Consider the following 17,821-nt stretch of genomic DNA (forward strand, 5'->3'; position numbering starts at 1 on the left):
TCAATCGCCCCGGGCTCAATCACTCAGGAGGGGGACCGAGGGGGAGAGGTCTCGCCCGATCATCGCGGCTCGGCGCAGCGCGCCCGCCCCGAAACGGTCGCGCACCCGGTCCACCGCCGCGTCCAGCCCGCCCGAGTCCTTGGCGGCACTGTCGAACGGCAGCTCCAGCTGCACGTTCCCCTCGCCGTCCAGGTTGCTGACCGCGACGCCGACAAGCGTGAGCCCGCGCTCGGCGATGATCGGCCGTGCCTCGCGCAGCAGATCCTCCGCGGTGCGCAGGATCGCCTCGGTCCCCATCGTGGCCTTGAGCAGGCTGCGGGAACGAGTGGCCCGGCTGAAGTCGCCGAAGCGCAGGCGCACCGTGACGGTCCGCCCGGCCCGGTGCGCCCGGCGCATCCGCCGTGTCACCCGGTCGACGAGAGCCGCGAGCGTCGCCAGCACGTGCTCCTCGCTGTGCGAGCCGTCCCGCCGGGAACCGGCGCCCAGCGCGCACTGCGCCCCGATCGAGCCGCGGCGGTGGCCGGTGTCGACCCGGCGTGGGTCACGGTTGTGGGCGAGCGCGTGCAGGTGCCGCCCGGCGTGGGCGCCGAGCATGGAGACGAGGGCCGCCTCGCCGATCCGGGCCACGTGACCGACCGTGTGGATCTGCCGCTCGCGCAGCTTGGCCGCGGTGACCGGGCCGACGCCCCAGAGTTTCTCCACCGGCAGCGGATGCAGGAACGCGAGCTCCTCGCCGGGTGGCACGACCAGCAGCCCGTCCGGCTTGCCGGCGCCGCTCGCCACCTTGGCCAGGAACTTGGTGCCGGCCACGCCGACAGTGATCGGCAGCCCGGCCCGCTCGCGCACCTCGGCGCGCAGCCGCTGCGCGATCTCCACCGGGCCGCCCCGGATCTTGCGGAGGCCGTCGACGTCGAGGAACGCCTCGTCGATGGAGAGCGGCTCGACGATCGGGGTGGTGTCGTCGAAGATCTCGAAGACCTGACGGCTGGCTCTCGCATACGCCGTCATGCGGGGCGGGACCACGATCGCCTGCGGGCAGAGCGCCCGTGCGCGGCCCAGCGCCATCGGTGTGCGGACGCCGAACGCCTTCGCCTCGTAGCTGGCCGCGAGCACCACGCCGCCGCCCACGAGAACGGGCCGGCCGCGCAGCGCGGGGTCGTCGCGCTGCTCGACCGACGCGTAGAAGGAGTCCAGGTCGGCGTGCAGGATCACGGTCGAATCCTAGTACATCTGTGCTAATCGTGGTGGCCACCACGATGGCTGGAGATGCCCGTCCCGGCTGAGTAATTTGAGGGAATCCCGAGGCAAGTCTCTCGGTTAGAGAAGTTGAGTCACCCACGCTCAAGCCTTGAGGAGCCACCCATGTTGCTCAGTACGCCCGCTGTGCTCACCACCCCCACAGTGCGCGACCTCGAGCGCCTCACCGCCCGGGTCTACGCGACCCGCGAGTCCGGTGCCCGTCTGGACGCCTACCGGCGTGACGACACGTTCTTCATCGACATCGACCTGCCCGGCATCGACCCGGCCACGATCGACATCACGGTCGACGGCAAGGTGCTGACCGTTCGCGCCGAGCGCAAGCGGGCCGGCGCGGGCGCCGGCGGCGAGGACGTGCGGCTGCTCGTCGCGGAGCGCCCGATGGGCAACTTCTCCCGTCAGGTCCAGCTCTCCGAGAAGCTCGACGTCGACCGGCTGGAGGCCCGGCACGACAACGGCGTGCTGACCCTGCGGATCCCGGTCCTGGAGCAGAAGCCGCGCAAGATCGAGCTGGTCAGCGCCTGATCAGCTGGTGAGAAGGGCCGCTTCGCGCGGCCCTTCTGTCATCGGGCGAACTTCTCTCATCGGGCGAACTTTTGTCATCGGGCGAACGTTTCTCATCGGGCGAACTGAAGCCAGTTCACGTTGACGAACTCGCTGTCGTCCGGCGCCGTGAACGTCACGAAGACCGTGTGCACCCCGGTGATCGGCTGCAGCGCCGCGGTGTCCGTCCGCCACTGCTGCCAGCCGCCGGTGCTGCTGACCGAGACCTCGCCGACGGGCTGATTGTCCTTGCTGTCGAGCCGGATCTGCACCCGGCCGGTGACGCCCGCGTCCGATGACAGCCGGATCCGCGCCTTCGTCGCCGGGACCTGCCCGAAGTCGATGTTGTCGAACCGCAGGTGGTCGCTCCGGGTGATCCAGGCGGTGTTCAGGCCGCCGCCGGAGTCCTCGGTCTCCTGAGTCTGGATGCCGGCGAGTTCGGTCGCCGACTCGGCCTGCATCACCGGGTACTCGACGGCGACCGGCGCCGGGGTGGCCGGCTGCGGCGAGGAGGCATTCGTGGCCGGACCGCTGGCTGACTCGCTGCCCGGACCGCTGCCCGGACCGGTGGCCGGATCGGGGGCTGACTCAGTGGCCGGCTCGCTGCCCGGCGCGGGAGCGGCAGCCGAAGCGGCGACCGGCACCGCGGGGACGACCTCGGCCGGAGTGTCCTGCCAGCGGCCGATCGCGTACCCGACCAGCACCAGGGCGACGCCGCCGAGCGCGGTCAGCAGCCGGCGGCGGTTCGTCCACGAGCGGGTGCGGTAGACACTGGGCGATCGATGATCCACCGCAACAGGGTAATGAGTCAGCGCGGCGCGAGTTCGGTGAGGATCTCTTCGCCCAGCTCGGCGGCGGCTTTCGGATCCGCGTCCGGCCCGCCGACCCGGGGATCCCAGTTCGGGTCGTAGAAGAGCTCGGTGGCCCCGGCCTCCGCGTACCGCTGCGTGCCCTCCCGGATCTGCGACCACGTTCCGGAAAGCGGGCCGGAATGCAGGACGCCGCGCACGACGATGCGTACCCGGGAAGGGTCTTTTCCGGCTTCCTCAGCCGCCTCCCGGACGATGCGCGCGCCCCGCGCGATGTCCTCGATGCTGGCCCGGCTGCTGCTCACCCAGCCGAGGGCGATCCGGCCGGCCCGCCGCAGCGCGACGTCGGCCGTGCCGCCCAGCAGGATCGGTGGACCGCCCGGCTGGGCCGGCCGCGGCGCCATCTCGCTCGGCGGGAGCTCGTAGAGACTGCCCGAGAACGACGACCCGCCACCGGAGAAGAGGGTGTGCAGGACCGTCAGGTACTCCTCGACGCGGCGGCCGCGCGGGTTCGGGTTCGAGCCGGTCGCCACGAACTCCGGTTCCGACCAGCCGGTGCCCAGGCCCAGATCGAACCGCCCGCCGGAGAGCAGGTCGAGGGTGCTCACCTGCTTCGCGAGATAGGCGGGGGACAGGTACGGCAGGTTGATCACCGAGACGCCGAGGCGGATCCGGCTGGTCGCGGCCGCCGCCCAGGTCAGCGCCACGGTCGGATCGAGCACGCTGCGATAGACCGGCGCGAGATCCTGGTCCTGGCCGACGAGCAGCCGCTGGAACGCCCACAGACCGGCATAGCCGAGCTCCTCGGCGCGGCGGGCGATCGTGGTGATCGTCTCCGGCCGGGCCCAGGCGCCGGAGACCGGACATCCGAAACTGATCAGCATGACGTGAAACTATCCCGTCACCGAGGGATAGATGCGGCTCGGCGTGATCAGGACGGCGGCGCGCCGCTGCTCCACCATCGTGTGGTCGTAGGCGTCCCAGTCGTCGTGCGTGCCGCCGGCCGCCGTGAAGATCTCGCGCAGCAGCAGCCGGAGCCGTTCCGCGTCGAGCCACGGCTGCGGGTCGTCCGGTCCGGCCAGCAGCGCGCGGCCCTCGACCGTGGCGTACCGCCAGCCGCTGCGGAAGGCGACCGCCAGCTGGGGGCGCTGCCGCAGGTTGCGCAGCTTGACCGCGCCGTAGGTGACGAACGCCAGCACCGGCTCGCCGCCTGCCGGATGTGCGATCACCCCGGTGTTGACGAGCGTGGACTGCACGGTCTGATCGGCCCGGACCGTGGAGACGATCGCCAGGCCGGTCTCGGCCCGGCTCAGCTCCCAGGCATCCTCAAGCGCACCCATGGCTCCCGACCCTACTGCTGTTCAGACGGGACTGCTGTGTCAGACGGGCGCGCCCTCCATGAAGAGGCGGCCGGCTTCGGCGGCGGGGACCGGGCGGGAGAAGTAGTAGCCCTGCGCGTACGAACAACCCATCTCCCGCAACGCCGCCAGCTGGCCGAACTCCTCGATGCCCTCGGCGACCGTCGCCATGCCCAGGCTCTTGCCGAGCCGCACGATCGTGTCGGTCAGCGCCGTGTCGTCGGCCAGGACGCCGAGGCGCTCGACGAACGAACGGTCGATCTTCAGGGTGTCGACCGGGAAACGGCGCAGGTACGCGAGCGACGAGTAGCCCGTGCCGAAGTCGTCGATCGCCAGGGTGAGCCCGAGGGCCTTGAGCCGGACCAGCTGCTCCAGGTTGGCCTCGGTGTCGGTCATCAGGACGCTCTCGGTCATCTCCAGGCAGAGCAGGTCAGCCGGCATGCCGGTCTCGGCGAGCACGGCGGCCACCGTCTCGGCGAGGTCGGGCTGGTCGAACTGGCGCACCGAGACGTTGACGGACATCTTCAGCGGGCGTCCCCCGGCGGCCCGGCTCCACTCGACGGCCTGCCGGCAGGCCTCCTGCAGGACCCAGCGGCCGAGCGGCACGATCAGGCCGGTGGCCTCGGCGATCGGGATGAAGTCCAGCGGGTTGATCATGCCGCGGGTCGGGTGCGGCCAGCGGGCCAGCGCTTCGAAGCCGACCACCTCGTGGGTGACCAGGTCGACCGTTGGCTGGTAGTGCAGGCGCAGCTCCCCGCGTTCCAGGGCGCCGCGCAGGTCGGATTCGAGTTCGAGACGCTCGATCAGACCGTCGCGCATCTGCGGGCGGTACCCGGCGTAGACGCCGCCACCGGCCGCCTTGGCGTGGTGCATGGCGAGGTCGGCGTTGCGCATCAGCTGCTCGGCACGCTCACCGAAGCCGGAACCCGCGAGCCGCGGTTCGGTGTTCGAGGCCCCCGTGTTCGAGGCCCCCGTGTTCGAGGCCCCCGTGTTCGAGGCCTCCATGATCGAGGACGCGTTCGCCAGGCCGATGCTGGCGCGCACGTGGATCTGCCGCTCGCCGGCCACGATCGGCGCCTCCAGGTCGTTCAGGATCCGCCGGGCCACCGCTTCGGACCCGTCCTCGTCGAGCAGCACCCCGAACTCGTCGGCGCCGAACCGGGCCACCACGTCGGTGTCCCGCACGCAGGACCGGATCCGGTCGGCGACCTGCACCAGCAGCTGATCGCCGGCGAGGTGGCCGAGGCTGTCGTTGACCCGCTTGAACCCGTCGAGGTCGAGGTGGAGCACTGTCACGGCGGGACCCGAGGAGGCGAGCGCCGCCGCGGTCCGGTCGCGGAACAGGGCGCGGTTCGCGAGCTGGGTGAGCGAGTCGTGATACGCCTCGTGCACCAGCTGTTCCTGCAGCTCCATCCGCTCGCTGATGTCCCGGGTGTTCAGCACCAGGCCGCGTACGTGCGGATCGTCCAGCAGGTTCGTGATGGTCATCTCGGCCTGACGGGTGCGTCCGTCCCGGTGCCGCACGGTCAGCTCGAGGACGGTGGTCGCGTGCGGGCGCCCGCTCACCTGCCGCAGCGCCTGAGCCAGCCGCATCGCCGACTCCGGGTCGAGCAGCTGGGTGAGCCGCCGGCCGGTGAGGAACCGCGCCGGATATCCGAAGATCCGCTGGACCGACTCGCTCTGGTAGATCACGTCGGCTTCCGGGCTGACCACCGTCACCACGTCGGAACTCTGCTGGACCAGCGCGTGGAACTGCTGTTCCCGGGCGTAGAGCTCGGCCGTCCGGTCCGCGACGCGCTGCTCCAGGTGACGGGTCAGGTCGCGGTTCTCCAGCTGGGTGAGCAGCTGCCGGCCGACGATCAGCAGGATCAGGAACGAGCGGGTGTACGCGACGAACGGGTGGCTGTGGCCGGTCGAGATGTGGAACAGCACGCTGGAGGCGAGCGCGGCCAGTACCGCCAGGTAGGGCAGGAGCACCGCGCCGCTGCGGACGCCGGCCGGAAGGTCGACCGGCGTGACAGCGGGCACCCGGGGACGCAGCGCGCCGGCGACGATCAGCCCGTAACCGGCGAGCCAGCCCAGGTCGAGCAGCCGTCCCACGCCGTCGTCGTGCACCAGCCCGAGGTAGGCGTACCCGATGTCGGAGATCGCGAAAGCCAGCATGCCGGCGCCGAAGAAGGCCAGGTCAGCGCCGCAGCCGTTCCGGCGCCGCTGCTGCGGCAGCATGTACGCGGCCATCGTGGCGATCACGATGTCGCCGAGCGGGAAGAGCAGCGTGATGTAGAACGGCAGCCCCACCCGGGCGTCCGTGATCAGCCCGGAGACGAAGACCCAGGCGACCAGGACGAGCGAGGCGGCGATCATGAGGCCGTCGAGCACGCTGCGGATCCGGTTCGCGAGCGGTTGCGACCTGCTCGGCAGGATCAGCAGACCGGCCGGGACCAGCACCGCCATCCCGATCAGCGTGAGACCCGGGGTGACCGGTCCCGCCTCGATCGTCGGACCCGCGGTCAGCAGGAACTGGAACTGACCGCCGCCCCAGCAGAGCAGGCCGGCCGCGAGGGTGGCCCAGCCCCACCGGGCGCGTCCGGTGAACCGGCGGGACCGCCACAGGCAGGCGGCGGCCGCCGCGACGGTCGCCAGCGGCAGCGCGGTGAGCGCGACGATCCGGTCGCTGTCCGGGCCGCCGGCGGCGAACAGCACGGTGACCAGGGCGAGGAACGCCACGATCAGGGCGCAGGCGCGCACCCATCGGCGCCCTGCGTCGGAGCTGAGTGCCATCGGAGCCTCCGGTTCGCCACCGTCAGTGGGTGGTCATCCGGCGTATCGGGCAGAGGTGACCCCGCCTGAGAAAAACGCCACTCGGGAACGTGAACCGGGAGGCTCAGATCAGCCCGTCCTCGAAGGCCACGATCACCAGCTGCACCCGGTCCCGGACGCCGAGCTTGGCGATGGCCCGGGTGACGTGGGTTTTCGCGGTCAGCGGGCTGATCACCAGCTGGGCGGCGATCTCGAGGTTGGAGAGGCCGGTGGCGACGAGCCGGACCACCTCACGTTCCCGGTCGGTGAGGACGGCGAGCCGGTCACCGCCGGGCGGGTTTCCCCCGGCCGGGTTCCCCCCGGGCCGGCCGGCCGCCGGGACCGGGCGGTGCGCGAACTGGCCGACGACCCGCCGGGTGACGCTGGGGGAGAGAAGCGCGTCCCCGGCGGCGACCACGCGCACCGCTGTGCGCAGGCCGTCCGGGTCGATCTCCTTGGTCAGGAAGCCGCTGGCGCCGGCGGCGAGCGCGGAGAAGACGTACTCGTCGGTCTCGAACGTGGTCAAGATAATGATCTTGCAGGTCGGGAGGTCCCGGAGCACCATCCGGGTCGCGGCGATCCCGTCCATGCCCGGCATGCGGATGTCCATCAGGACGACATCGGGCTTGAGGGTACGGGCGGCGCGTACCGCCTCGTCGCCGGTGGACGCCTCGCCGACCACGTCGATGTCCCGCCCGCGGCGCAGCAGGCTGCGGAAACCGGCGCGGACCAGGTGCTGGTCGTCGGCGAGAAGAACCGTGATCGCCATGTCTACTCAAGCCCCCTCTCTACTCGAGCCCCCGGTCTGCTCGAGCCTCAGTTCGCAGGGATGGGGATGCTCGCCCGTACCGTGAAACCGCTCGTGCCCGGTCCGGCGGTGAGCGCGCCGCCCAGCGCGGCCACCCGCTCCCGCATCCCGGCGATGCCGTGCCCGTCGATGATCGAGCCGCCGGCGCCGGCGCCGTCGTCATGGACGTCGACCACGACCCGCGTCGGCGCGTACCGCAGCGTCACCACGACACGTGTCGCCCCGGCGTGCCGGACCGTGTTGGTCAGCGACTCCTGCACCACCCGATAAACCGCCGTGGCGATCGGCGCCGGGACGTCCGCCGGATCGCCGAACTCGTTCACCGACACCCGGAGGCCCGCGGCGCGGACCTGCTCGGCGAGCCGCTCCACGCTCTCCAGCGCCGGCAACTCGCCCTCCCGCAGCACGCCGACCAGCGATTTCAGGTCGGTCATCGCCCGGTTGCGCACCTCCTGAGCGAGCTTCATCGAGGCACGCGCCTCCTCCGGCTCGGCGTCGAACGAATCCAGCGCCACGTTCAGGTGCACCCCCACCACGGCCAGGGTGTGCGAGACCACGTCGTGCAGGTCACGGGCGATCTCCACGCGCTCTTCCGCCCGCCTGCGGCGAGCATCGATCTCTCGCTGCGACTCGTCCTGAGCGATCCGGTGCGCGACCTCGTGGCGCCAGCGCACCGAGTTCCGGTACGCGGTGACGCCCGCCAGCACCGCCGCGAGCCAGAGTGTCTCACCACCCAGGCTGCCGAGCACCCAGTCGGCGGACCGCTGGCCGGCCGTCGCATCCCAGAGCGCGAACCAGAGCACCGCCGCCGAACCCGTGACGATCGCGAACCGCAGGTGCCCGGCGAGCACCACCGCGATCAGGGCTGCGGTGACCGGCCAGACCGCGCCGCTGTGGACCAGCAGGGCGCCGCGCATGGCGAAGACGCCGCAGAGGGAGAGGATCAGGATGCCGCGGGGCCAGCGGCGCAGCCCGAGCGCGGACAGGGCCAGCCAGAAGGCCAGCGTCCCGGCGAAGATCGCGCCCTCGACGCCGCCGCCGCGGACCACATCGCCGCTGAGGTTGATGTCACCGCCGGTGACGGCGATGCCGGCCGGAACGCCGACCAGGGTGAGCCCGGCCGCCGCATAGGTGAAGTTCTTCGTCAACATGTCCGGAACGCTAGGGCCGCCCGGCTGGTCAGCGCGTCGTCCTGCGGCTGTCACCGGGGTCTGCTCCTCCCGCGTACGAGCTACACCATTCGATGTATGTCCCTTGTTCGTTAAGGTAGCGGAGTGACCGCCGCGGAACTGCTCGCCGCCTCCGGCCGCTTCACCATCGCGCCCGGACTGTCCGAAACGGAAGCCTCCGATATCGAGCGCGAGTTCGGCTTCACGTTCGCGCCCGACCACCGCGAGTTCCTCGCCGCCGGCGTGCCCACCGGCGTCGGCTGGCCGGACTGGCGGTCGCCGGACCGTGCCGGGCTGCGCGCCGCCCTGGCCGCGCCGGTCGAGGGCGTCCTCTTCGATGTGGCCGAGAACGATTTCTGGTACGAGGGGTGGGGTCCCGCCTTCGGCGACCGCCTCGCGACGGCCCGCGCCGGCCTGCTGATCGCGCCCCGGATGATCCCGCTGTACGCGCACCGGTACCTGCCGGCCGGGATCGCCGGGCATCCGGTGCTCTCCATCTACCAGACCGACGTGATCGTCTACGGCGCCGACCTGTGCGACTGGCTGAACCGGGAGTTCGCCATCGGCGAGCCGGCCGGCCGGCAGGCCCGCTCCACCGTCCCGTTCTGGAGCGCCCTCACCACCTGAGGCGGGCTGGGTCGGAGTTCTTCGTCGGCCCGGGCGAAGAGCGGCAAGACCACGCGGGACGCGCCTGGGCAGCCAGTTCGGTGCGCTCCGAAGCTACCTCTGACCGCACTCCCGCACCTGCGCAATGCCCTGCCCGGCAGGCCGCAGGGACGACCCTCTCTACGCGGACTCCTCCAGGAACGCATCTACCGCTGCGTTTCCCTTGTGCCGGCGCAGCTGCCGCCGCAGCAGCGCCACCCGGTCCTCGGCACGCACCGACGATGCCCGCCGCGATAGGCGTAGTGCCTTGGTCGCAGCCGCAGCAGCCCGGTCCGGCTCATTGGCCTGGACCAGTGATTCCGCCATCCATGATTGATAGAGCGCCGTCTCGCGACCGGTGTCGTCGCCGTACCCGGCAATCGCCTGTTCCAAGATCGGTACGGCCCGCAGTGGCCGGCGTAGTTGTGTCCACACGCGGCCCGCCATCACCGCGATCTCTTCCGGGCTGAGCCAGTACACCCAGTCAGGCTCGACGTGGTGGGATTGCTGGGCGTCATAGTCGGCATCAACCTTGGCAAGGGCCCGGCCGGCGGCCCGGGCGTCCCCGGCACGAGCCGTTGCCCAGGCCACGCGCTCGCCGAGCAGCGCGAGGCTCTTCGGTGTCGCACCGTGGCGGGCGCCGGCATACGCCGACCGGGCGAGGGTGATCGCGTGCTTCGGGTCCCCGATGTTGGCGACCTGATAAGCCAGGCTCGACAGGTTGTTCGCCGCTCCGGCTGGATCGCCACCGGCATGTGCCGCACTGACACCGAGCAGATAGATGCGCTCGGCCTCGGCGTACCGGCCCGCGTCGCTGGTGGTCCAGCCAGCCAGCTGGCACAGCTCGCCGACTGCGACGAGCAGCCGCCGGCCTACCTCTTCGGTGTACGAGCGGTCCCGAAGCAAGTTGATGGTTGCGGTGAGCTCTGCGGTCACCATGGCGTACGTGTCGGCACCGCCCACGTGGTCGTCCATCAGGCGTAATTGCCGCACCCTCGTCTCCACCGTGCGCACCATGCCCATGCCGATCCGGCGTCCGGCGCGGGACTCGGTGACCTGTGGTGGTTCGGCGATGAGCCACTGGTGGGCAAGGTTGACGGCGTTCTCAGCAGTGGGTGTCGCGGTGGCGAGCTCGGCGGCGAGCTGTTCCGCGTCACCTGGTCGCCAGAGGCCGCCGTTGTGAATCCAGGGCCCGCGCAGCATGGCGGTCAGCTCGCCGCCGGTGCCGAGCGCCTGGTCAAGCTGGCGCGCGATCTCCGGGTTCGGTGGCCGCAGGTCGTTGATGATGCGGGACAGATGCCCCGGTGTCATGAAGGCCGCAGCGGCGAGCTTGTTCTGAGACATGCCGCGTTGCTCGCGCAGCCGCCGCACGGCCGATCCGAACGTTTCCACAGGCTGCCCCCTGCTTGTCGTTCGTCCAGTGTTGCCAAGGTTGCCGACTGTACGCGACCCCATGTGGCAATAGCTGGCTGCTTCCAACTCCGCCGGGTGGTCGGAAAGCTGCTTTTAGCGGTGGCGGGCCGGCGTCGACTGGACATCTTCAGCGGCCCCGCCGCGGCGTACAGCGGCGGCGGGCATTTCCGGGCTGGCTCCTCGAAGGCTCGCCGCCGCTGCCCAATCCCGGATCGGCGCGGTGAGCGGAGGCGATGAGCGTGACCTGGCGACAGCAGTACCCGATCGAGCACGGACGCCGGCGACTCTGGCGGCGCGGCAGACCATGGAAGGTTGGATGCCGATGCGGCGTGGATGCGTATCCGTGCCCTGCGGAACGCCGGCGCGCTCAATTCGCCGAGCCGTTCCGGCCTGCTCGCCGGTCGATGAACGCGGGCCGGGGGTGGCGGTGATGCGCAGGGACTACCCGCCTGGCGTGGTGCTGCATGCCCCGCACTGTGTAGAGGGCGGCAATTCGCCGGCGGCGGCGATCGACGCGGCCTATGAGGCGTACCCGTCGCGGCAGCTGCACTTCTGCTTCGGCGGCATGGTCCCGCCGGGGCTGATGGACGCGCACACGCTGAAGGAGATCATGCCGTTCGTCGTTGTGGAGCAGATCGAGTACGGGCCGCACGGCTATCTGCAGTCGGCGAAGTGGCCGGCGGATGCCGTCCGGCCGCTGTGCCTGAAGTGCCAAGGAACGCACGCCTCGTCCGCCCGGGCACAACCGGGTCCCGGTGGACTGCCGCAGCGACCGAACCTGCTCCGGTAGGTGCGTGCCAGTGACCTCCGAGGTAGAGCAACGGATCGCTGCCGCACTCCGCGCGGAGCTGGCTGCTCGTGCGGAAGCCGGCACGCACCTGCCGGGCGCCGAGCGCAGCCTGATGGTGGTTGTCGACGACGGCGGCCCGGTGATCCGCATGACGACGGCCGAGGTTGCCGAGCTCGCCGCTGACGCGATCACGGGCCAAGGAAAGCTGCGGATGATGGGCGCCGCTGAGATCCGGGCACGCCTGGGTGTCTCTCGCCAGCGGGCGTATCAGCTGGTCAACGGGCCGAGCTTCCCGGCGCCGTACGCGGTGCTCAACGCGGGTTGCATGTGGGAGGCCTCGGCGGTCGAGGAGTGGATCCGGGTGCATCGGCCGAAGCTCGGTCCGCCAGCTGCCTGACTCACCCCTGGAGGGGACGGTCTTCTTGCTGCCTCGTGCTTTCGGCTTCCCGTTGGGCGCGGGCTCGGCGTTTGCCCTCGTGCATGGCCTGCACCCGGGCGACCGGAATGGTGTGCCCCTCCTCGACCAGGCCTTTCTCCAGGGGCTGCGGCGCCGGCAGGGCATCGGCCCACGGATCCCGGTCGCCGAGCAGGCCGGGCACGGTGTGCAGGGTGAAGTCGCCGGGGGCCACGTCGTCCAGGTCCGCCCAGCCGACCGGGAACGACACCGGCACGCCGGGCCGGATCCGCGGGCTGTAGGCCGCCGCCACTGTCGCGCCGCCGGCCCGGGTGGCGTCGAGGAAGACCTTGCCGTGCCGGTCCTCGCGGATGAACGCCGTGGTGGCGAGGCCGGGATCGAGCCGCTCGGCGCGGGCTGCGACGGCTCGCTGCGCGGCGGCCACGTCCTCCGGCGCCGTCTCCGGCGCGAGCGGCACGAAGACGTGCACGCCCTTGGAGCCGGACGTCTTCACCGCCCCGGTCATGCCCGCGTCGGCGAGGACCTGGCGCACGAGCCTGGCGGCCTGCACCGCCAGCCGGAAGCCGGTGATCGGGGACTCCTGGTCCTCGGGCGGGTCCAGATCCATGATCAGGTGGGTGGGGTGGTGCGAGCCGGCGAGGGTGAGGCCGGGGTGGTACTCGACTGCGCGCTGGTTGCCGAACCAGATCAGGGTGCGGCGGTCGTTGCCGAGCGCGTAGACGACCTCGCGATGGGAGGCGTCCGCCCAGATGCTGGTGCGGGGAACCCAGTCCGGCGTGTACTTCGGCAGGTTCTTCTGCATGAACTTGTCCTGCCCGCCGGGCTTCTCCTGCTGGCCGGGTTTCTCTTGCTGGCCGGGCTTCTCTTGCCGGCCGTGCTTGGGCAGGACCCGGATGACGGAGAGCGGCCGATCGCGGAGCACCGGGATCAGGCGGCTGGACATCACGTCCAGGTAATCCACGAGATCCCGCTTGGTGGCGCCGGCGCCGGGGAAGAGCTCCTGATCCAGATTGGTCAGCGGCACGCCGTCGCGCTCTTCACCCGTACCCTTGCTCGTCCTCTTTGTTCCGGTACTCGAGCCGCGTTTTTCCGCCATGCAGCCATCGTGCCGGAAATCCGGGTGGCTCGCCGTCCGGATCGGACCCCGCTTACTCCCGCTCCTGCTTGATGAACTGAGTGGCGGCAGCGACGAGGGCCTTGTGCAGCGTGGTGGCGTTCTGATGGGTGGTGGAGTAGGCGCTGAGCGCGCTGTTCACCGCGTTCTGCCAGGCCTGGGAGCAGGCTGAGCCGTGCGCGCAGGACGGCACCGGCGTCGCCGTCTTCCAGTCCTCCATGGCGGACTGCTGGTAGGAGGAGAACCCAGCGGTGCTTGCCGATCCGGTGCCGGCCGCATCGGTGCGGGCCGGGATCGAGCCCTTGGCGGCGTTGAACACCCCCTGACCCTCCGCCGAGGCGACCGTCTTGAGCCAGCACTTCGTGCCGTCCGGGTTGGGCGCGCCCTCGGCGAGCACGAACGAGTCGGCCAGCCACTGGAAGACGTCGCCGTTGCCCGGGAAGGTGAACCAGTCGTACGCCTTGAAGCCCTTGGCCTCCAGGTCGGCCGCCTCCCAGTCACCCATCACCTGGTAGCCGGCCTTGCCGTCGATGAGCAGCCGCTCCGCGTCCGGCCAGTCCATCGAGTCCCGGTCGGCGTTGCTGTAACTCACCAGCTTCGCGAAGTCGCGGACCCCGGCCGAGACCGCGCTGCTGCTCCAGCTGGTCTCACCGCTGAACAGGCCGGAGAACTTCTCCGCGCCCAGCTTGCTGATCAGCACGGCCTCCAGCAGCATCAGCTGGGTCCAGTCGCGACCCAGCGCGAGCGGCGACTCGATCCCCGACTTCCGCAGCTTCTCCAGGTCCCGCAGGAAAGCGGTGATCGTCTTCGGCGTGGTGTGAATGCCGGCGTCGGAGAGCACCTGCGGATTGATCCAGACCACGTTGGCGCGGTGGACGTTCGCCGGTACCGAATAGATCTTGCCGTTGACCGTGAGGTCGTCGACCAGGCCCTCCGGGAGAGCTTGGCGCAGGCCCCACGTGTCGTACTCGGCGGTCAGGTCCTGCACCTGGCCGGCGTCGATGTGCTCGGTGAGCTCGGCCCCGGCGTGCACCTGGAACGTGTCCGGCGGGTCGTCCTGTGCCAGGCGGGCGGTGAGCACCTGTTTCGCGTTGATGCCGGCCCCACCGGCCACCACGCCGTCGGTGAACTGCTGACCGGGACAGTCCGCGGTGAAGCGGCTGACCAGGGCGTCCAGGCCGGCCTTCTCGCCGCCCTCGGCCCACCAGGTGAAGACTTCCACCCGGGCCGCGCCGGTGTCGTCGTCGCCGGCGCTGCAGGCGGCGGCCGGCAGCAGCAGGACGAGCCCCGCGCCGGCCGCCGTGAGCCGGGCCGCCAGAGAACGGCGGGTGGAGCGCATGTCCAACCCCAATCATCCAAGTTCATCGTTGTCTTGTGGACAACTGGGAGTACCGTGCCGCTCGGCGGGCAAAAGTGTCAACTGGTGACCTATCGGTGCAGTCGCCTGCGGAGCGGTCATCCGGATTTTGACCTCGGCAGATGCCACAGGAGTCCTGGTTACCCTGCAGTAGAGATCACAATCTACGGGTGTCCGTCAGGCAAAATGTCGCTTTCCGGCCGGGTGCCACAGGTTGAGCCTTTGCACTAATTCGTTCGGGGTAGGTCAAACGGGCCATAGCTCGTGGTCTATCCACATCGTCACAATCGTGGCATGACCGCTCCGGGCGACCTGTTGATCCTTTTCGTGCTGCTCGCCGCGTTCACGGCCTGTTGTGGATACACCGCGGGCCGGGTCCATCAGCGGCGCCGTCACGGCACGGATCGGGCCGCCGCCTATCGGGAGGGGTACGCGACGGGCACCCGGAGTGTGTTCAGCATGGCGACTCGTGCGGCGGCGGGCCGGGCTGTGGCTGGGCGGGGTGTGGCTGGACGGGCTGGGGCTGGACGGGCTGGGGCTGGACGGGCTGGGGCTGGGCGAGCTTCGGCGGGACGTGCGATGGTGCCGGATCCGCGTCCGGCTGTGTCGTCCGAGGGGCGGCACACGGTTCCCGACGAGCTGGTCCGGGCGGCCACCTATCGGCTGCCGCCGGATCGCGTGGCCCGCGCTCGGGTGATGCGGGCCCGGGCTGTCCGCTCGGAGGATGTCATGGGCTCGCCTGATGTCATGGGCTCGGCAGGCGTCGTGGGCCCGGCGGGGTTGGGTCCGGCCGGTGCCGGGGACCGGGAGGCGGCTCGGCCGCACGTGCCCCGGCCGCGCGGCGCCTAGCTCAGGATCTCGCCGCTTCCAGCGCCTCCTGCAGGCCGCGGGCGGCCAGGCGGTCGGCGCGTTCGTTCTCCGGGTGGCCGGCATGGCCCTTCACCCAGTGCCACCGGACCTCGTGCCGGCGGACCGCGGCGTCCAGGCGCTGCCACAGGTCGACGTTCTTCACCGGCTGGCGGGACGCGGTCTGCCAGCCGTTGGCCCGCCAGCGGGCCACCCACTTCGTGATGCCGTCCCGGACGTAGACGCTGTCGGTGTAGATGTCCACGGTGAGCGGCGCCCGGTTCAGGGTCTCCAGCGCGCGGATCGGCGCCATCAGCTCCATCCGGTTGTTGGTCGTCGGGTTCGCCTCTCCACCGCAGAGGTCCTTCTCTGCCTTTCCGTACCGGAGGACTGCGCCCCAGCCGCCCGGACCGGGATTCGGCACGCAGGCGCCGTCGGTGTAGATCTCGACGGCCCGGCTGGGGGAGACGGGGCTGCTCATGCGCGCACCCTATCGTCGGGGATGATGGGCGTGAGCCATTGCATCCTGCTGGACCACCGTGACGGGTCTTTTCAGGGCCGCGCCGTAAGGTTGCGGGGGCGGCGATTCCAGAAATCCTGATGGGGCGGGAGCTCAATGGTGGGTGGCGACAGTGCCTTGTCAGCCGAGAGAGCCGCGGCGGTCGAGATCACCGATGTCGTGGTGCGCTACGGCGAGACGACGGCCGTCGACGGAGTGTCACTGAGCCTGCCCCGGGGACGGGTGCTGGCGCTGCTCGGCCACAACGGAGCGGGCAAGACCAGCCTGCTGCAGGTCTGCGAGGGATTCCGGCGGCCGGACGCGGGGCGGGCCCGGGTGCTCGGGCTGGACCCGGTCGGCGACCACGACGCGCTCATGCCCCGGCTCGGGATCATGCTGCAGTCCGGCGGCGTCTACCCGTGGGCGGCGGCCGGCGAGATCCTCCAGCTCTTCGCCTCGTTCGCGGCCAACCCGCTCGACACCGGCATGCTGATGGACCGGCTCGGCCTGCGGAAGCTGGAGCGCACCCGGTTCCGGCGGCTCTCCGGCGGCGAGCAGCAGCGGCTCAGCCTGGCGGTGGCCCTGGTCGGCCGGCCCGAGCTGGTCTTCCTCGACGAGCCGACGGCCGGCATGGACACCGAGGCCCGGCACACCACCTGGCAGCTGATCGAGGAGCTGCGGGCCGACGGCGTCTCCGTCCTGCTCACCACCCATCTGCTGGACGAGGCCGAGCGCCTCGCCGACGACGTGGTGATCATGCGGTCCGGGCGGGTGGCGGCGACCGGGACACCGGCCGAGCTGACCGCGGCGGCCGGCATCGACCTGCTCGAAGTGCGTGCCGACCCGGGCATCGAGCTGGCCGGGCTGCGCGCCCTGACCTGCCTGAACGGTCTGAACTCCGCAGGCACGCAGCGGAAGGTCACCGAGACCTCGCCGGGGGAGTACACGATCGCCGGTGAGCTGGACACCCGTGCGCTGGCCGACGTGCTGGGCTGGTTCGCGAGCGTGGACGCGCACGTCACCGCCGTGAGCAGTCGCCGGCGAACCCTTGAAGACGTGTACCTCTCGCTGACCTCCTCCTTTGCCCCCGCCGCTGAGAACTCTGCTGCCGAGAACTCTGCTGCTGAAGACCCCGCTGCTGAAGACCCCGCTGCTGAGAACCCTGCTAACCCCGTTGGAGCGTCGCAATGAGCGCCGGAACGTTCACGCCGGCGCCCGGCCGGGCACCCATGCGGACGATCATCGGCAAGCAGATCCGGATGGAACTGCTGCTGACGGCCCGTCGCGGGGAAGCAGTGGTGCTGGCCATGGGCGTACCCCTGCTGGTTCTGCTCGGAGCGGGCCTCTTCGAGGTGACCAATCTGCCGACCGATGACCGTCTCGGTTTCGTGGTCCCCGGTGTCCTCGCGCTGACCGTGATGTCGACAGCCTTCACCGGACAGGCGATCACCACGGGGTACGAGCGCAGTTACGGCGTGCTCAAACGACTCGGCGCCTCCCCGCTGACCCGGCCCGGCCTGCTGCTCGCCAAGACCGCGGCGGTGCTCGTCCAGATCGTGCTGCAGGTGCTGGTGCTCGCGGCGGTCGGCCTCGCGGTCGGCTGGCGCCCGCACGGCGACCAGCTGCTGCCGGCGGTCGGGGTGACCGTGCTGGCCGCGGCCGGCTACAGCGGCCTCGCGTTGCTGCTGGCCAGCGTCCTCAAGCCGGAGACGACGACCGGCGCCGCGACGCTGATCTACGTGCTGATGCTCTCGGTCGGCGGGATCATGTTCGCCGCGCCCGACCTGGGCACGGCCGGATGGTTCCTGCTGCCGCTGGCCGCGCACGCGGAGGCGTTGCGGGCCACCCTTTTGTACGACTCGTCGGTGCCGGTCACGATCTGGCTCAGCCTGGGTCTGTGGGCGGTGGTCTGGCTGACGGCGGCCGCCCGCAATTTCCGCTGGGAGTGAGCCGGCCTGCCGGGTCCGGTCCGGCATGTTCGCTCTGTCCGGTCAGCTCT

Annotated in this window: 17 protein-coding genes; 6 read left to right on the forward strand and 11 right to left on the reverse strand. The window is 70.9% G+C overall.

All coding sequences use genetic code 11. The features are described from left to right. Positions 1-15 precede the first annotated feature (15 nt). The gene (gene dinB / locus AB0F72_RS01435; protein WP_360423286.1) at positions 16-1,212 is read right to left on the reverse strand and encodes a DNA polymerase IV; all 1,197 of its coding nucleotides are present in this window, start codon (positions 1,210-1,212) and stop codon (positions 16-18) included. 150 nt (positions 1,213-1,362) lie between these two features. Here dinB and AB0F72_RS01440 point away from each other — a divergent pair, with 150 nt between their 5' ends. After that, positions 1,363-1,782 (forward strand): Hsp20/alpha crystallin family protein, encoded by a 420-nt coding sequence (locus tag AB0F72_RS01440; RefSeq protein ID WP_360423289.1) that lies wholly within the window; start codon positions 1,363-1,365, stop codon positions 1,780-1,782. A 92-nt stretch (positions 1,783-1,874) separates the two neighbouring features. On the opposite strand, the gene AB0F72_RS01445 is transcribed toward AB0F72_RS01440, so the two are convergent. The 6 genes from AB0F72_RS01445 to AB0F72_RS01470 form a co-directional block, all read right to left on the reverse strand. Next, the gene (locus tag AB0F72_RS01445) at positions 1,875-2,591 is read right to left on the reverse strand and encodes a carbohydrate-binding protein (RefSeq protein WP_360423292.1); all 717 of its coding nucleotides are present in this window, start codon (positions 2,589-2,591) and stop codon (positions 1,875-1,877) included. Between the two features lie 17 nt (positions 2,592-2,608). Beyond that, positions 2,609-3,493 carry a TIGR03619 family F420-dependent LLM class oxidoreductase gene (locus AB0F72_RS01450; RefSeq protein WP_360423294.1) on the reverse strand — a complete coding sequence of 295 codons (885 nt, stop codon included), beginning with the start codon at positions 3,491-3,493 and terminating at the stop codon, positions 2,609-2,611. 9 nt (positions 3,494-3,502) lie between these two features. Next, the gene (locus AB0F72_RS01455; protein ID WP_360423297.1) at positions 3,503-3,949 is read right to left on the reverse strand and encodes a TIGR03618 family F420-dependent PPOX class oxidoreductase; all 447 of its coding nucleotides are present in this window, start codon (positions 3,947-3,949) and stop codon (positions 3,503-3,505) included. A 39-nt stretch (positions 3,950-3,988) separates the two neighbouring features. Continuing rightward, positions 3,989-6,748 (reverse strand): EAL domain-containing protein, encoded by a 2,760-nt coding sequence (locus tag AB0F72_RS01460; protein WP_360423299.1) that lies wholly within the window; start codon positions 6,746-6,748, stop codon positions 3,989-3,991. A 103-nt stretch (positions 6,749-6,851) separates the two neighbouring features. Then, positions 6,852-7,535, reverse strand: a complete 684-nt coding sequence (locus AB0F72_RS01465; RefSeq protein ID WP_360423302.1) for a response regulator transcription factor — start codon at positions 7,533-7,535, stop codon at positions 6,852-6,854. A gap of 47 nt (positions 7,536-7,582) precedes the next feature. After that, positions 7,583-8,725: a histidine kinase gene (locus AB0F72_RS01470; RefSeq protein WP_360423305.1), complete on the reverse strand. Its 1,143-nt coding sequence runs from the start codon at positions 8,723-8,725 to the stop codon at positions 7,583-7,585. Positions 8,726-8,848: 123 nt separating this feature from the next. Here AB0F72_RS01470 and AB0F72_RS01475 point away from each other — a divergent pair, with 123 nt between their 5' ends. Further along, on the forward strand, positions 8,849-9,370 hold the full coding sequence (locus tag AB0F72_RS01475; protein ID WP_360423308.1) for a hypothetical protein: 522 nt from the start codon (positions 8,849-8,851) through the stop codon (positions 9,368-9,370). Positions 9,371-9,529: 159 nt separating this feature from the next. Here the strand turns inward: AB0F72_RS01475 and AB0F72_RS01480 are convergent, their stop codons facing one another. Continuing rightward, the gene (locus tag AB0F72_RS01480) at positions 9,530-10,759 is read right to left on the reverse strand and encodes a helix-turn-helix transcriptional regulator (protein WP_360423311.1); all 1,230 of its coding nucleotides are present in this window, start codon (positions 10,757-10,759) and stop codon (positions 9,530-9,532) included. A gap of 472 nt (positions 10,760-11,231) precedes the next feature. Here AB0F72_RS01480 and AB0F72_RS01485 point away from each other — a divergent pair, with 472 nt between their 5' ends. Together AB0F72_RS01485 and AB0F72_RS01490 are read left to right on the forward strand one after the other, a co-directional pair. After that, positions 11,232-11,591 (forward strand): hypothetical protein, encoded by a 360-nt coding sequence (locus tag AB0F72_RS01485; protein ID WP_360423313.1) that lies wholly within the window; start codon positions 11,232-11,234, stop codon positions 11,589-11,591. 10 nt (positions 11,592-11,601) lie between these two features. Next, positions 11,602-11,988: a hypothetical protein gene (locus AB0F72_RS01490; protein WP_360423315.1), complete on the forward strand. Its 387-nt coding sequence runs from the start codon at positions 11,602-11,604 to the stop codon at positions 11,986-11,988. 1 nt (position 11,989) lies between these two features. Here the strand turns inward: AB0F72_RS01490 and AB0F72_RS01495 are convergent, their stop codons facing one another. The 3 genes from AB0F72_RS01495 to rnhA form a co-directional block, all read right to left on the reverse strand. Then, positions 11,990-13,102, reverse strand: coding sequence for an ATP-dependent DNA ligase (locus tag AB0F72_RS01495; protein ID WP_360423318.1), 1,113 nt, complete (start codon positions 13,100-13,102; stop codon positions 11,990-11,992). Positions 13,103-13,154: 52 nt separating this feature from the next. After that, complete coding sequence (locus AB0F72_RS01500) at positions 13,155-14,459, reverse strand: ABC transporter substrate-binding protein (protein ID WP_360423321.1); 1,305 nt, start codon at positions 14,457-14,459, stop codon at positions 13,155-13,157. Positions 14,460-15,327: 868 nt separating this feature from the next. Then, a complete protein-coding gene (rnhA, locus tag AB0F72_RS01505; RefSeq protein ID WP_360423324.1) occupies positions 15,328-15,804 on the reverse strand; it encodes a ribonuclease HI in 477 nt (158 codons plus the stop codon). Between the two features lie 156 nt (positions 15,805-15,960). Here rnhA and AB0F72_RS01510 point away from each other — a divergent pair, with 156 nt between their 5' ends. Beyond that, entirely contained in the window at positions 15,961-17,013 is a 1,053-nt protein-coding gene (locus AB0F72_RS01510) for an ABC transporter ATP-binding protein (protein WP_360423327.1), read from the forward strand. Further along, the gene (locus AB0F72_RS01515) at positions 17,010-17,771 is read left to right on the forward strand and encodes an ABC transporter permease (RefSeq protein WP_360423330.1); all 762 of its coding nucleotides are present in this window, start codon (positions 17,010-17,012) and stop codon (positions 17,769-17,771) included. Before AB0F72_RS01510 ends, AB0F72_RS01515 begins: the two co-directional genes overlap by 4 nt. Positions 17,772-17,821 lie beyond the last annotated feature (50 nt).

The organism is Actinoplanes sp. NPDC023936 (genome assembly GCF_040639325.1).
Lineage (GTDB): Bacteria > Actinomycetota > Actinomycetes > Mycobacteriales > Micromonosporaceae > Actinoplanes.